The organism is Rhizobium sp. Leaf453, assembly GCF_001425605.1.
Classification (GTDB): Bacteria; Pseudomonadota; Alphaproteobacteria; order Rhizobiales; family Rhizobiaceae; genus Pararhizobium.
In genome coordinates, this window is record NZ_LMRG01000005.1 from 90,216 (window position 1) to 103,330 (window position 13,115).

Annotated in this window: 15 protein-coding genes; 13 read left to right on the plus strand and 2 right to left on the minus strand. The window is 59.1% G+C overall.

The features are described from left to right. The first annotated feature begins 266 nt into the window (after positions 1-266). The 11 genes from ASG68_RS08235 (at position 267) to ASG68_RS08280 (ending at position 9,685) form a co-directional block, all read left to right on the plus strand. Positions 267-1,052: an alpha/beta fold hydrolase gene (locus tag ASG68_RS08235; RefSeq protein WP_062609323.1), complete on the plus strand. Its 786-nt coding sequence runs from the start codon at positions 267-269 to the stop codon at positions 1,050-1,052. A gap of 55 nt (positions 1,053-1,107) precedes the next feature. Next, positions 1,108-1,866: an SDR family oxidoreductase gene (locus ASG68_RS08240; RefSeq protein ID WP_062609325.1), complete on the plus strand. Its 759-nt coding sequence runs from the start codon at positions 1,108-1,110 to the stop codon at positions 1,864-1,866. A gap of 71 nt (positions 1,867-1,937) precedes the next feature. Then, positions 1,938-2,351 carry a cupin domain-containing protein gene (locus ASG68_RS08245; protein ID WP_062609327.1) on the plus strand — a complete coding sequence of 138 codons (414 nt, stop codon included), beginning with the start codon at positions 1,938-1,940 and terminating at the stop codon, positions 2,349-2,351. A gap of 120 nt (positions 2,352-2,471) precedes the next feature. After that, complete coding sequence (locus ASG68_RS08250; protein WP_062609328.1) at positions 2,472-2,903, plus strand: CBS domain-containing protein; 432 nt, start codon at positions 2,472-2,474, stop codon at positions 2,901-2,903. A 23-nt stretch (positions 2,904-2,926) separates the two neighbouring features. Continuing rightward, positions 2,927-4,411 (plus strand): mechanosensitive ion channel family protein, encoded by a 1,485-nt coding sequence (locus tag ASG68_RS08255; RefSeq protein WP_062609485.1) that lies wholly within the window; start codon positions 2,927-2,929, stop codon positions 4,409-4,411. Between the two features lie 50 nt (positions 4,412-4,461). Beyond that, entirely contained in the window at positions 4,462-4,842 is a 381-nt protein-coding gene (locus ASG68_RS32210; RefSeq protein ID WP_244484144.1) for a hypothetical protein, read from the plus strand. A gap of 8 nt (positions 4,843-4,850) precedes the next feature. Next, positions 4,851-5,036, plus strand: coding sequence for a glutathione binding-like protein (locus tag ASG68_RS32215; RefSeq protein WP_244484145.1), 186 nt, complete (start codon positions 4,851-4,853; stop codon positions 5,034-5,036). Positions 5,037-5,311: 275 nt separating this feature from the next. Continuing rightward, entirely contained in the window at positions 5,312-7,273 is a 1,962-nt protein-coding gene (locus tag ASG68_RS08265) for a PAS domain-containing sensor histidine kinase (RefSeq protein ID WP_082553966.1), read from the plus strand. A gap of 29 nt (positions 7,274-7,302) precedes the next feature. Then, a complete protein-coding gene (locus ASG68_RS08270) occupies positions 7,303-7,668 on the plus strand; it encodes a response regulator transcription factor (RefSeq protein ID WP_062609330.1) in 366 nt (121 codons plus the stop codon). Between the two features lie 282 nt (positions 7,669-7,950). Next, complete coding sequence (locus ASG68_RS08275; RefSeq protein ID WP_062609332.1) at positions 7,951-8,889, plus strand: MBL fold metallo-hydrolase; 939 nt, start codon at positions 7,951-7,953, stop codon at positions 8,887-8,889. A gap of 148 nt (positions 8,890-9,037) precedes the next feature. After that, a complete protein-coding gene (locus ASG68_RS08280) occupies positions 9,038-9,685 on the plus strand; it encodes an HD domain-containing protein (protein ID WP_062609487.1) in 648 nt (215 codons plus the stop codon). A gap of 32 nt (positions 9,686-9,717) precedes the next feature. Here the strand turns inward: ASG68_RS08280 and ASG68_RS08285 are convergent, their stop codons facing one another. After that, positions 9,718-10,614 carry a LysR family transcriptional regulator gene (locus tag ASG68_RS08285; protein WP_062609334.1) on the minus strand — a complete coding sequence of 299 codons (897 nt, stop codon included), beginning with the start codon at positions 10,612-10,614 and terminating at the stop codon, positions 9,718-9,720. A gap of 97 nt (positions 10,615-10,711) precedes the next feature. Here ASG68_RS08285 and ASG68_RS08290 point away from each other — a divergent pair, with 97 nt between their 5' ends. Continuing rightward, a complete protein-coding gene (locus tag ASG68_RS08290) occupies positions 10,712-11,461 on the plus strand; it encodes an SDR family NAD(P)-dependent oxidoreductase (RefSeq protein WP_062609335.1) in 750 nt (249 codons plus the stop codon). A 12-nt stretch (positions 11,462-11,473) separates the two neighbouring features. Then, positions 11,474-11,893 (plus strand): hypothetical protein, encoded by a 420-nt coding sequence (locus ASG68_RS08295; RefSeq protein ID WP_062609337.1) that lies wholly within the window; start codon positions 11,474-11,476, stop codon positions 11,891-11,893. A gap of 109 nt (positions 11,894-12,002) precedes the next feature. Here the strand turns inward: ASG68_RS08295 and ASG68_RS08300 are convergent, their stop codons facing one another. Next, positions 12,003-12,935, minus strand: coding sequence for a helix-turn-helix transcriptional regulator (locus ASG68_RS08300; protein ID WP_062609339.1), 933 nt, complete (start codon positions 12,933-12,935; stop codon positions 12,003-12,005). Between the last annotated feature and the right edge of the window lie 180 nt (positions 12,936-13,115).

Consider the following 13,115-nt stretch of genomic DNA (forward strand, 5'->3'; position numbering starts at 1 on the left):
GCCGGGCTTGCTGTTCTTCGTTCATTTCGCCGGGCGCGTGAAACTTTCGAGCTCGCTCAACGACCTTATGCGTCCATCATCGCTGCCGTACGTACCCTCCCTCGTAACTGATTTGCGCGGCGGTGAGTTCAGGCAGGGCGTCTAATCACCCGATCTATCATACCTGTACTCTGGGACTAGGTGCCTGATGCCTGTGTTCGATAGGCTGGCGGCCTCCTGTAGCGCATTCTCCTGACCGGTCGAAAGGCACAAACAGGAGACATTAGATGCGCAATATTCTCAAAATTCTGGCGCTTGCCGCAGCGGTGGGCACGGCGGGGACCGCGTTCACACAGGCCGCGGAACCGCGAGCAAAGCCGACGATCGTCCTGGTGCATGGCGCGTTTGCCGAAGGGTCGAGCTGGAACGGCGTGATCGGCGTCCTTTCCAAGGACGGCTATACGGCGATCGCCGCCGCCAATCCACTTCGCAGTGTCGCAAGCGATGCTGCTGCTGTTGCAAGCGTGCTCCGCTCGATCCCGGGACCGATCGTGCTGGTCGGTCATTCCTATGGTGGGCCTGTCATCACCGAAGCGGCCAACGGAAATTCGAATGTGAAGGCCTTGGTCTACGTGGCCGCCTTTGCTCCTGAAACCGGCGAATCCAGCGTGAGCCTATCGGCAAAATTTCCCGGCAGCACCTTGGCCGATGCGTTGACCACCACTTCGCTGCCAGGCGGCGGCCAGGACCTCTACATCCGGCCGGACCGGTTCCATGACCAATTCGCCGCCGATGTGCCTGAAGGCGAAGCGCAGCTGATGGCGGTCACCCAGCGTCCCATCGCGCAGACCGCATTGGCCGAACCATCGAGGGTCGCTTCATGGAAGACGCTGCCATCTTACGCGATTTACGGTTCCGCGGACCGCAACATCCCGCCGGCAGTTATGGCGTTTATGGCGAAGCGCGCAGGAGCCTTGAAGACCGTTGTCATCGAGGGCGGATCGCATGCCCTGCCGGTCTCCCATCCAAAGGAAATTGCCTCGCTGATCGAGGAAGCAGCCTCCGCACAGTAGTGCGAGCGCGCGACCCTGCAACCACAATTTCAAACTTGAAACCAGGAGATTGAACATGAAAATCGTCGTCATCGGAGGCACAGGCCTCATTGGTTCGAAGACCGTCCAACGGCTTCGCAAGAGAGGCCACGACGTGCTGGCTGCCTCTCCGAATTCGGGTGTAAATACAGTCACCGGAGAAGGCCTTGCCGAAGCTGTGGCCGGTGCGCAGGTCGTAGTCGATCTCGCAAACTCGCCGTCCTTCGAAGAAAAAGTCGCCATGGAATTCTTCGAAGCGGCCGGCCGCAACCTTTTCTCCGCAGAAAAGGCCGCTGGCGTTCGCCATCATGTCGCCCTCTCGGTCGTCGGCACCGATCGCATGCAGGCGATGGGATATTTCCGCGCCAAGCTGCGCCAGGAAGAACACATCCGGAGTTCTGGAATTCCCTATACGATCGTCCATGCGACGCAGTTCTTCGAGTTCGTTGGGGCCATTGCCCAGTCGGCGACTGAGGGGACAAATGTTCGCGCGCCGACCGGCGCTTTCCAGCCAATTGCAGCGGACAACGTCGCCGATGCCATGGCCGATACCGCTCTGGCCGAGCCGGTTAACGGCGTGATCGAGATCGCCGGTCCGGAGCGGGCACCGATGAGCGAGTTCATCGCGCGTTACCTCAAGGCGACCGACGATCCGCGCACACTCGTGCCGGACCCGCACGCTCGGTATTTCGAGGTCGAGATCGATGCCCGGACACTTGTTCCCGATGCCGGCGCTCGCCTCGGTGCGATCCGCTTCGAGGACTGGCTGAAGTCCCCCGCCGCACAGAAGAAGTAAGCGCTCGCAAATTCCTCTCAATCTCGCCGGCCCGAGGGGCCGGCAGACGCAAGCTCATAAGGAGACAGAAAATGATCAGGACGTTTCTCTTCGCGACCGCTCTCGTATTCGCCACCAGCCCTGCGGTCCTGGCCCACGACGACGGCGGCGATGAAAAGGTGACGGTGGTCTTTGATCAGCCACTGCCGAACGTACCCGGCAAGAGCATGAAGGGCGTGCTTGTCGAATACGCGCCAGGCGGCACATCGCCAGCCCACACCCACCCGAATTCCGCATTTATCTATGCGACTGTACTGGAGGGAGCGATCACCAGCCAGGTCAATAACGGGCCAGTTACGGTCTACCACGCCGGCGAGAACTTTTCCGAGTTTCCCGGCGATCATCATGCCGTCAGCGAAAATGCAAGCAAGACGGAGCGCGCTCGCCTGCTTGCGGTGTTCGTGGTCGATACCGATGAAACCAACCTGACGATCTACGAAAAGTAGTCCGGCGAGGCACTTGCATCGTTCTCGAGGTGGCACCGATAACGGCCGCCATCCCGAGAACGAACCATAACCAATACTGACATACCCGGCTGCGCCAGCCAGCGCCGTCAGGAGGGGCCCATGCGCATCGAAAAACTCTATCCCATGACATCGGCTCGCCTGATGGTGATCAATGTCGCCACCACGCCGCAGTCTGCTGCCCGGACGCTTTCCAATCCGGGGATCGGATTGGCCGTCGTCAGCGAAACAAGTGGGAAAGCGGCGGGCGTACTCAGCAAATCCGACCTTATTCGCCATCTGACAGATCTCGAGCAGAACGCCAGCATCGAAAAGCTAATGAGCCGCAACATCATTTTCTGCAGTCCGTCCGACGAATTGCAGGCCGCATGGCAGGTCATGGTTGAACACCGCATCCAGAACATGCCGGTTCTCGGCGCAGACGCGAAACCGCTCGGGGTCTTGGATATCCGTGATGCCCTGAAGGTGCTCTTCGAACAGGAACAGCTGCAGGAACATATGCTGGCAAACTACATCGCCGGCATTGGTTACTGACAGCCGATATCGGGATGATCGCCATGCTCCATGCATATCTGGTTGAAATCGCCGCGACGCCGTTGGCATGGCTGATCATTCTCGGCCTGGCCGGAATAGCCGTGTGGAAAGCAATCGGCCCGGTACGTTCCAATCTGCGGCTGGTGGTGCAGATTATCTTTTTCACCGCCATGACGTCTGTCCTCGTTCTTGGAGATATTCCCCTAGGTCAATCGGAACGTTTGCACATCGCCGACGAACGAGCCGCTTTTATCGTCTTCGCCCAGTTGCTGTGGTGGCTTCATCTCTCATGGGCTGTCATCGGGTTTGTGCGGATCTATCTTGTTCTGGAAGGCCGGCCGCGCGAGGCCCGTTTGCTTCAAGATATCGTCGTCGGCGCTGTTTACCTGTGTGCCACGCTTGCCGCACTGGCTTTCGTTTTCGGCGCCCCGGTCGGAACGCTGATCGCGACGTCCGGCGTCATCGCCATTGCGCTCGGCCTTGCTCTTCAGAACACGCTCGGCGACGTATTTTCCGGTGTCGCTCTCAATCTTGGGCATACCTACGCGCTGGGCGACTGGATTCTCCTTGAGGACGGTACTGAAGGAAGGGTCATCGCGAGCACCTGGCGCTCGACGCAGATATTGACGGGCGCCAACAATATTGTGGTTCTACCGAACAGTGTTCTTGCGAAGCAGAAGCTGACCAATGTCAGCCGGCCCGACGAAACGCATCTGCTCAATATGATGGTGCGGGTGGTGCCGACGCACGCTCCTTCGATCGTTGAGGAGGCGATGCTGACGGTTCTGGCGGGGTGCAATTCGATCATGCGGGAGCCGCCGCCTCTGGTTTCGCTAAATGGTGTGGATGCGACAGCGTTGGAAATCCACCTGTTCTTCCGGGTGAGCAATCCGATGCTGAGAATGAAGGCGCGAAACGAGGTGATCGACCGCTTTTACCGGCATTGCAGGTCCACCGGTCTACAGCTCGCAATGCCGTCTTCTGCCATCGCCTCCGGCATTCAGTCGGATCAATCCAGGAGACCGCGAGAAGAGATCCTAGAGGAGATGCTCGATGAAAATCCGATCTTTTCCAGCCTAACCCGGCTCGAAAGAGAAAAACTGGCTCAGTCTGGCGTAGAGCGTGAATACCGCAAAGGCGATGTCATCGTCTCGCAGGGGCAGGCGCTGCCATCGATGATGATTGTCCGCGCGGGGGTGATATCGATGCAGCACGACCAGCAGGAAAAGCGGCGGCTTTCCTCGGGCGACTTTTTCGGAGAGACGGGCCTCTTCGCAGAAATGCAGGAAACCTACGCGCTGCAGGCGCTCACGCGGGTGACCGCTTATGAGATCGACCAGGAGAGTTTTGCGCACCTGATCGCTGACCGCCCGGCAGTAGCTGAAGAGGTCTCGGCGATACTGTCCGCAAGTTCCGACGACGTCGGCCATTTGCCGTCGGCGGCGATCAAACACGAGCGGAGCGCTTCCGCTTTCTTGAAGTCGATCCGGACGATCTTCAGCACCTGAATATCGGCCACAGGCCGAAAAACCGAAAACACCGAAGGAAGAACAAGACAATGGTCGTGAAACTCTTTTACGCGCCTGGCGCCTGCAGCCTGGCGAGCCACATCTGCCTGATCGAGGGCAAAGCGCAATTCGAAGCCGAACGCGTCGACCTGAAAACGAAGATAACCGCATCCGGTGGTGATTTCCGCGCGGTGACCGCCAAGGGATATGTGCCGGCGCTGATGCTTGGTAGTGGCGAGGTCGTCACTGAGAACGTTGCGGTGCTGTCCTATCTAGCCGGAGAACTGCCGGCCCTTGGCCTCAGCGGTGAGAGGCCCTGGCGTATCTCTCGACGGAAGTCCACAAGAGCTTCGAATCTCTGTTCTCGGGCGCAGATCCGAAAGAACAATCCGGAGCTAGCGCCTCTATCACTTATCGCCTCGGGTATATAGCCGACCGGATGCACGACGAATACCTGTTCGGCGATCGGCCGAGCGTAGCCGACTTCTATCTGTTCGTGATGATGCGATGGGCCAGTAGGTTTGGTGTCGCAATTCCGACGCCGCTGTATGGACTCTATAAGCGCCTGTTGGCGCGGCCTTCGGTCCAGACGGCGTTGGAAAGCGAGGGGCTGGCCATCTCCTGATGACCGCCCGCGTTTCTTCCCGACAAGTCACTCAGAGGGACTTTGATAGGTCGTTAATCCCCACCTTGCGACCATTGCGTCTCGTTGCTGCGTGAGTTTGGTAAATACCCTCGACCACCGTCGAATTCGTATTGCCTCGCCAACCTCGCCCTATTCTTCGGCACAGGTGTTTCTGCCAGACGCTTCGATATACCATTCTCCCCAGATGGCTGTGGTGCTGTCACACATTCAGGCGCACCACGGTGATCTCGGATGTCATGGGATCGGGGTGAGGCATGTCGAAGCTCGCGGGAATATCGGGAATGGATAGGCGCGGTGGATCGCAAGAGCCGCCCCGCACCAAAGCAGTAGAAGCCGCGAAGCTGGTCGAGCGGATCACCGGCAATGCCTGGGCGACCGATGCCATTGGCAATTTTATCTATTTGACACCGGCTGCGCTTGCTTCCTTGAAAGCCAGCCTGGAGAGCCTCAATTCGCCGCCGGACAACAATTCGTCCGGCTGGAGGCGGATTATTCACCCGGAAGATTACGACGCGGCGGCTGAGGCATGGCGTCGGTGTTTAAAGACGGGCGAGCACTATAGTGTCGAGCATCGGATGCCGCGTGCGAACGGAGTTTATGGTCAGGTGCGCAGCAGCGGCCAGCCGACATATGACGCGGACGGCGCGATCGCTGGCTGGTACGGCACGTTCATAGACATTGACGCTCCGCCGCGGACCCTCGAGGTTGAGCTGCGCGAGCGAGAACGCCAACTGCAGCAACTGATCGACTCCGTACCGGCCCTGATCTGGAGCACGATGGCCGACGGGACCCCGACTTATGTCAACAAGCCTTTCACCGAGGTCACCGGGGCCACGCTTGAGGACATCACCGCGCCGGATCGATCTGCGTCGCTCGGCGTCGTTCACCCCGAAGACAGGGCGGCGGCGCGAGAGGCGTTCCTCCGTTCCGTGGCATCAGGCACGCCCTATATCCAGAGGTATCGCCAGCATCGCGCCGACGGCAACTATCACTGGACCGAGACGCGAGCCCATCCCTCACGGGATGAAGCAGGCCTGATCGTCGAGTGGTATGGCGTGAGCTCAGACATCGATGACCTCATAGCCACTCAGGACGCGTTGCGGGAAAGCGAACAACAGCTTCAGCAGCTCGTTGAAACGCTGCCTGCTTTGATCTATTGCGCTTTGCCGGACGGCAAGCCGATCTATCGCAGCAAACGTCTCCGCGAGTATCTCGGCCTCAACCTCGAAGAAACGGATGGTCTGGGTAAAACCCGGCTGGAGGGCACTCTCGACGCTGTGATCCATCCCGACGATCTGGTTGAGGTCAAGCGGCGGTACGCTCATTCACTAGCGACTGGCGAACCCTATTTGCTAAGACACCGGCTGCGTCGCTTTGACGGGGTGTACCGCTGGGTAGAGACCCGGGCTTCGGCCATGCGTAATGGAGACGGCGAGATCGTTCAGTGGAACGGTATCTGCCTCGATATCGAGGATCAGGTGATCGCGCGAGAGGAGCTGAGCCGCGCACAGGAAAATCTCACGCGATCAAGCCAGGCCGCCAGCCTCGCCGAACTGTCGGCCTCGATCGCGCATGAGGTAAATCAGCCGCTTTCCGCCGTCATGAATTATTCCAGCGCATGCCAGCGATGGCTCACCGCTGGCCCGCCCAATATCGAACGCGCGCTGAAGGCGCTTGATCGCCTGGTTCAAAGTGCCAATTCTGCAGCCGATGTCGTCAGCCGAATTCGTGCCCTCTTCAAGCAATCGACGGACAAGCGCGATAGCGCTGAGCTTGGCACGGTCGTCAGACAGGCACGTGACCTGCTCGCAGAGGAGGCGGGGAGGCGGCGCATCACCATGAATATCGAGGGCGAGAGCGGTCTTCGGCTTGTCCCGTTCGACCGGGTGCAGATACAGCAGGTGTTGGTCAATCTCATGCGCAACGGCATGGATGCGATGGCTTCCGTTTCGAGCGAACGTGTTCTCGATATCCGGGCCTTCCGGGCAGGGGATATGGTTCGTATCGAGGTCAAGGACAGGGGTCGAGGCATCCAGTTCCCGGACAAGATTTTTGAGCCGTTCTTCACCACAAAAGACGACGGGATGGGAATGGGCCTCGCTATATCGCGCTCGATCATCGAATCGCATGGTGGCCAGTTATGGGCGGAAAAGAATGAACCGCTCGGCGCGATACTCGTTTTCACACTGCCGCTCGACGTGGCGAAGATGCCATGACCAGGTAACTGGGCCTTAGGGAGGACGGTATGAACAAACCTCTAGTAGCGATCGTCGACGACGACCCGACGGTGCTTGCTTCGCTGGTTGAACTCCTGGAATCGGCGGAATTCCGAACGCGAAGCTTCCACTCGGGTGACGCGCTGCTCGCTTACGGTCTCGAAGGCGTCGAAGTCTTGATTAGCGATATAGGGATGCCTGGCGCTGACGGTTTCGAACTTCGGGATCTCGTCAGGCAAGCAGATCCGCAGCTGCCTGTTTTCCTGATTACCGGGCGCCATGAAATTGCGGACCAGGACCGCGCCCGGGGCATTGACGGGTTTCTACGAAAGCCGTTCGATGGACACGCCCTCGTTGCGGCCGTTCGCAAAGCCCTGAGCGACCGAGAAAGCTGATCCAAACGATCAATCGGCAAATTTCATTTCAGCTCGTCAAGAGAAGAGCCCTGGCCAGCAATGCCAGGTGGTGGAAATGCGGATCTGACCTCTACTTAACCTTCGGGCTTGTAAACTAAAAACAAGGCCACCCTATCCTCTGGGGTAGGCTCTCCTCTGCCTTGACCCAATCGACCGTCCAAATGCTCCTCAATACACTTCGCCGCATGGTTCGTGCCCGGCACGTTCCAGTCCCGAAAACAGGAGCGCATCATGACGCAAGTAGAAGCAACCGCCGGTACAATGGGTCACCAGCGGACAAACACGAGCCTGAAAAACACGCAACGTGCAGGCCGACCGGCAACCCAGGAACTGGTCCCTTCTCGCTATGCGGTGAAGGTCGGCGAAATTGAAGTGCTGGTGATCAGCGACGGCGTGCTGCCCCTTCCAACGACGATGTTGGGGCACAATGCCAATCCAACGGAGCGCGCAGCGTGGCTGGACAATATGTTCCTGCCGCAGGAAGCTTTCGACTGGGCGCTGAATGCGGTGGTGGTGCGCAGCGGCGCGCAGGTCATACTTATCGACGCAGGTCTGGGCCTTGATCCCGAACTGAACCTGCCGCGGGCTGGGCAGCTTGTGCAGCGACTGGAGAGCGCCGGCATCGACCTCGGCTCCGTGACCGACGTCGTGCTGACCCACATGCATATGGACCACGTTGGCGGGTTGCTCGTCGATGGTGTGAAGGAAAAGCTGCGCTCGGACCTGCGCATTCACGTGGCCGCCGCCGAGGTCAAGTTCTGGGAGGCGCCCGATTTCACGCATGTCCAGATGCCTCCCGGCTTTCCGGATGCGCTTCGTGCGGCCGCCAAACGGTTTGCCGAAGAATACCATGACCAGCTGCGACTGTTCGATGAGGAACACCAGGTGGCTCCAGGTGTCGTCGTCTCTCGCACCGGCGGCCACACTCCGGGGCACAGCGTGGTGCGCGTCGCGTCCGGCAAAGACCGACTGATGTTTGCCGGCGACGCCGTATTCGCGGTTGGCTTCGAACATCCCGACTGGTTCAACGGCTTCGAGCACGATCCCGAAGAGGCAGCCCGCGTACGGGTCAGACTTTTAAAAGAGCTGGCGGCAACAGGTGAACTGCTGGTGGCCACGCATATGCCATTCCCGTCGGTCGGGCACGTTGCGGTCGACGGAGATGCCTTCCGTTGGGTACCTGTTTTCTGGGATTACTGACCACGCGATGGCCTAGGTGCCAGTCACGCGACCGCATGCGATCCCACAGTCGATCGCATGCGGCTCTCGCGGCAGAGAGTGGACGGTGCCAATGCGCAACGTTCTCCGCAATTCTTCAAACCACAAATGCCACGAGAAGGTTATGTCCATGACTTCGAACCAAACACGGATGCTCGCTGATGTATTGGTTCCCAGTACGCCGCTCGTCGACCGGGCGATTGAGTATGCGCGGGATATCTGTGAACCCTACCTTTTCAATCACGTGATGCGATCCTGGCTCTTTGCGGCGAAGATCGCCGAGATACAGAATTTAGCGCACGACGCCGAAGTGCTTGCAGTCGGCACATTACTACATGACATCACCCTCAACGACCGATTTGAGGGGCCTCGTCGCTTCGAAGTGGAAGCCGCCGATCTGGCTCGAAATTTTGCCACTGAAGCCGGGCTCGATGGACGGCGCGCGCAACTGATCTGGGACAGCGTCGCTCTTAACTCGACGCCTTCGATCGGGCTCTACAAGGAGGCAGAGATCGCACTTTGCACGACCGGAATCTGCTTTGATGTCGTGGGCCTCAAATACAGCCTCATTCCTTCGTCCGAGGTGCGAGCGATCATTACCGAGTTTCCCCGGCTTGGGATGAAGAAAAAAATGACCGCATGTTTTTGCCACATTGCCAAGACACAGCCGGAAACCACCTACGACAATTTTGTGCGGGATTTTGGCGAGCGGCTGGTTCCTGACTACAAGGTTCCTTCTTCGGTCGATCTTGTCGCCGCAGCCCCCTTTGATGAGTGATGCGACAATATCGGTCTTCATTGATGCCGATGCTAAAGGTCGGCGAGGATTTTGGCTTCGCTCGCTATGAAGTCGCAGAATAGTCTCACGCGCATCGGGACTGTCCGCCCGAAGGCATGCAAGGCGCCGAGCGGAAGCTTCGGAAGCGCGATATCCGGAGCAAGGTCGAGGAGCGTGCCGGCCTGCAATTCGGCCGTCACTAGGCATCGCAGCAGATAGGCCGCCCCTATCCCGCTGCGCGCGGCGTGGATCATCGCAATTCCTGTATCGCAATCGACTCGCCCCTTGGGAGTGAAAACAGTACCGTCGGCAAGCCTGACAGGCTGCACCGTGCCGCCCATCGCGTAGCGGACAAAGGGCAAGCCGGCCAGGTCTTCGGTGGATTTCGGATGGCCCCATGTTTCGACAAAGGCAGGGGAGGCAACCACGATCGTCGGTAGGTCAGCCAGGCGCCGCACGATCAGATCCTCCTGCAAAGGTTTTCCGGCGCGCAGCGCTACATCATAATCCTCCCGAACCAGATTGACGAAGCGATCGGTTAGCCCGACATCGAGCTGGAGGTCCGGATAACTCTTCGCGAAAGTGCCGAATAGCTGCGGTAGCAATAGCGGAGCAAGCTCGCCCGGCATACTGATGCGCAGCCTGCCGGACGGTCCCGCCTGTGAACGGATGGCGTCATCGCTGGCATCGAGTTCTCGCAGAAGCGGTGCGACACGCTCAAAAAATACCTGCCCGTCCTGCGTTAGGGTGAGTGCTCGGGTGGAACGAAGGAAGAGCCGCGTTCCGATTTTTTTCTCCAGCCGAGCCACGCTTTTCGAGACCGCCGACGGTGTCGTGCTCAGATCGCGTGCGGCTGCCGTAAATGAGCCGGCCTCCACGGTTCGCACGAAAGCCGTCATCCCAGGCGTCTCATCCAATAGGTTTGGCATTGGCATCTCCGGGGCACAGATCATGTGCCCGATCGTGATCTAATCGCATGTCACGCAAGGATTTATCTCTGTCTCGATGGAAAAAGGAGATAATCAAATGCAACAACTCAAGGACAAGGTTGCCGTCATCACCGGCGGCAACAGTGGCATCGGTAAAGCAACTGCACTTCTCTTCGCGCAAGAAGGAGCGCAGGTGATCATCACCGGCAGACGTCAGGACGTCGTCGATCAGACGGTCGGCGAGATCGGCCATGGCGCCATCGGGTTGGTGGGCGACGTCGGCGATCTGGAACATCACAAAATGCTCGCGGAGTTGGTGAAAACCCGCTTCGGCGGTCTGGATGTCTACATGGCCAATGCCGGCGTCATCAACCTCACCGCCTCCAGCGACGTGACGCCGGACGACTACGATCGCCACTTCGCCACCAATACCCGCGGTGTGTTCTTCGGCGTGCAGGAAATTGCCCCGCTGATCCGCGATGGCGGTAATATCATCGTCACGAGTTCGCTTGCCGCGACGAAGGTTCTTCCGGACCACACTGTCTATGCTGGCTCGAAAGCTGCTGTCGCTGCCTTCGCCAAGAACTGGGCCATCGAGTTCAAGCCACGCAAGATTCGCGTGAACATCCTGAGCCCTGGGCCGGTCGAAACAGCAATCCTCGGGAAGCTGGGTGTTTCGGAGGCCGATCGCCCGGCATTCGAAGATTACATGGCATCCCTCATTCCCGCAGGCCGAATGGGACGACCGGAGGAACTGGCCCGTGCCGCATTGTTTCTTGCTTCCGATGCAGGGAGCTTCGTCAACGGTATCGAACTCTATGTCGATGGCGGCATGACTCTGGCTTGAAGGAGTAACGTTATGAACGAGCAGCATAATCCCGAGATCGTCGCGTTCATCGATCGCCTGGCGGAAACGGGCAGCAATTATCGTATGGAGGAGATGGAGAACCTTTACACAGAGGATCTCGGCTTCCTTGTTTTGACAGAAGACGGCACTATCGCGCGGTTTTCCAAGACGGAAATGTTCGCGGAATTCCGCGCAAGGCGCGATACCGGCGAAAGGCCTCTTTCGACCGAAAAGCGGATATTGCACATCGAAGAGCAGGGCGACGAGGCGACCGCGGTTCTTTACCGACGCATGAGTGATAGCGCGTCGCCGGCGTTCCACGAGCTGCGGCTGCGTCGAGTGAATGGCGACTGGCGAGTTTCGGGCGAGACGGTGCTGCCGTGGCCTGAGCTCGCTACCGTCAAAGGGTTCCTTCCGCCGCGCGAGCACTAAACGATCGGTCATCTTGCACCCACCCGTTGCACGAAAACCGGCAGTCGGTCCCCGAAGGGTCGGCTGCCGTGGCTTTTAAGCGCGGTAGCGATCCGATGTCTATTTCGCGTCATAGGGCCGCACGGCGCCATTCGCCAGGTGTCATGCCGGTATTGCGCTTGAACGCGACGCAGAAAGCGGTGAGCGTTGCATAGCCTAGCGTTCCGGCTATTTCGGTGATCTGCTGGAGCGGGTCGCGCAGCATTACCATCGCTTGTTCCATCCGTCTCTGGCGCAACCATTCGTGCGGCGTAAGCCCTGTGCTCATCTTGAACGCACGGCAAAAGTGGAAGCGCGAAAGATTGGCGGCTTCGGCGAGCGCGCCCAACGAAAAATCCCCGCCATTTTCCGAGGAAAGTCGCTCCAGCGACATGCGCAAAACTCTCGGAGCAAGCCCACCCACGGCCTTATCGGCAGCTTCGACAAAGCCGCTATGGGTCTTCACCAGGTGGATGGCGATCAAACTCGCCAGTTGCTGGCGATAAAGCGCCTCCAGGTGAACCGGATCGCCGGGTGACTGAAGGATCAACTCGAGCAGTGTTGCCATGGTGTTGTCCGGCCGCGCCGTGCTTTCGTTCAGCGGCCGTGCTGCGCCTGGGGATTCTCGTGCGACACGGTCCAGAAGTTGCGGCGACAGATAAAGCTGCACGATGTCCATAGGACCGTGGATATCCCAGCGTGAACTGGAGCCGGCCGGGATGAACGTGATGCTGCCACGCCGTCCCATGCCCGTCGAATATTCCCCTCCAGACCGACGTTCCAGGCGCTGCATCGCTCCAAGATAGGTCATGATCACGTTGTCGGTCATGGGCTGCACGATCTCGTGGAATGGATTGTGCTTCCAGCGGGCGAGCCGGGTGTCGAAAGGATCTTCGATACGGAAGGTTTCCACTGGCGCAGTCCGTAGCACGCGCTGCATCTCTCGGTCCGGCGTCACGCTCGTTTCCGGGGGCTTGATGCCTGTCTCAGCCGGGCGCTGCTCATTGATGCTAAAGAGAGCCATGGGCGGTTCCTTCCAACGGGCTCGGGGACGAGTACGGGGAAGAATAAAATTCTCTCTGGATCAGGGATATCGTCTACGGGGCTATCCCGACCTGTTCCAGAGTTTAGGAACAGGGTACCAAGCGCGAAGGCCGCTCAACCGATCGAGGGGGTAGCATGTGCAAAGGCACCCCACGCCTAA

Coding starts and splice junctions, on each gene's coding strand:
- ASG68_RS08235 (WP_062609323.1), top strand. CDS start 267: ATGCGCAATATTCTCAAAATTCTGGCGCTTGCCGCAGCGGTGGGCACG.
- ASG68_RS08240 (WP_062609325.1), top strand. CDS start 1,108: ATGAAAATCGTCGTCATCGGAGGCACAGGCCTCATTGGTTCGAAGACC.
- ASG68_RS08245 (WP_062609327.1), top strand. CDS start 1,938: ATGATCAGGACGTTTCTCTTCGCGACCGCTCTCGTATTCGCCACCAGC.
- ASG68_RS08250 (WP_062609328.1), top strand. CDS start 2,472: ATGCGCATCGAAAAACTCTATCCCATGACATCGGCTCGCCTGATGGTG.
- ASG68_RS08255 (WP_062609485.1), top strand. CDS start 2,927: ATGCTCCATGCATATCTGGTTGAAATCGCCGCGACGCCGTTGGCATGG.
- ASG68_RS32210 (WP_244484144.1), top strand. CDS start 4,462: ATGGTCGTGAAACTCTTTTACGCGCCTGGCGCCTGCAGCCTGGCGAGC.
- ASG68_RS32215 (WP_244484145.1), top strand. CDS start 4,851: ATGCACGACGAATACCTGTTCGGCGATCGGCCGAGCGTAGCCGACTTC.
- ASG68_RS08265 (WP_082553966.1), top strand. CDS start 5,312: ATGTCGAAGCTCGCGGGAATATCGGGAATGGATAGGCGCGGTGGATCG.
- ASG68_RS08270 (WP_062609330.1), top strand. CDS start 7,303: ATGAACAAACCTCTAGTAGCGATCGTCGACGACGACCCGACGGTGCTT.
- ASG68_RS08275 (WP_062609332.1), top strand. CDS start 7,951: ATGGGTCACCAGCGGACAAACACGAGCCTGAAAAACACGCAACGTGCA.
- ASG68_RS08280 (WP_062609487.1), top strand. CDS start 9,038: ATGACTTCGAACCAAACACGGATGCTCGCTGATGTATTGGTTCCCAGT.
- ASG68_RS08285 (WP_062609334.1), bottom strand. CDS start 10,614: ATGCCAAACCTATTGGATGAGACGCCTGGGATGACGGCTTTCGTGCGA.
- ASG68_RS08290 (WP_062609335.1), top strand. CDS start 10,712: ATGCAACAACTCAAGGACAAGGTTGCCGTCATCACCGGCGGCAACAGT.
- ASG68_RS08295 (WP_062609337.1), top strand. CDS start 11,474: ATGAACGAGCAGCATAATCCCGAGATCGTCGCGTTCATCGATCGCCTG.
- ASG68_RS08300 (WP_062609339.1), bottom strand. CDS start 12,935: ATGGCTCTCTTTAGCATCAATGAGCAGCGCCCGGCTGAGACAGGCATC.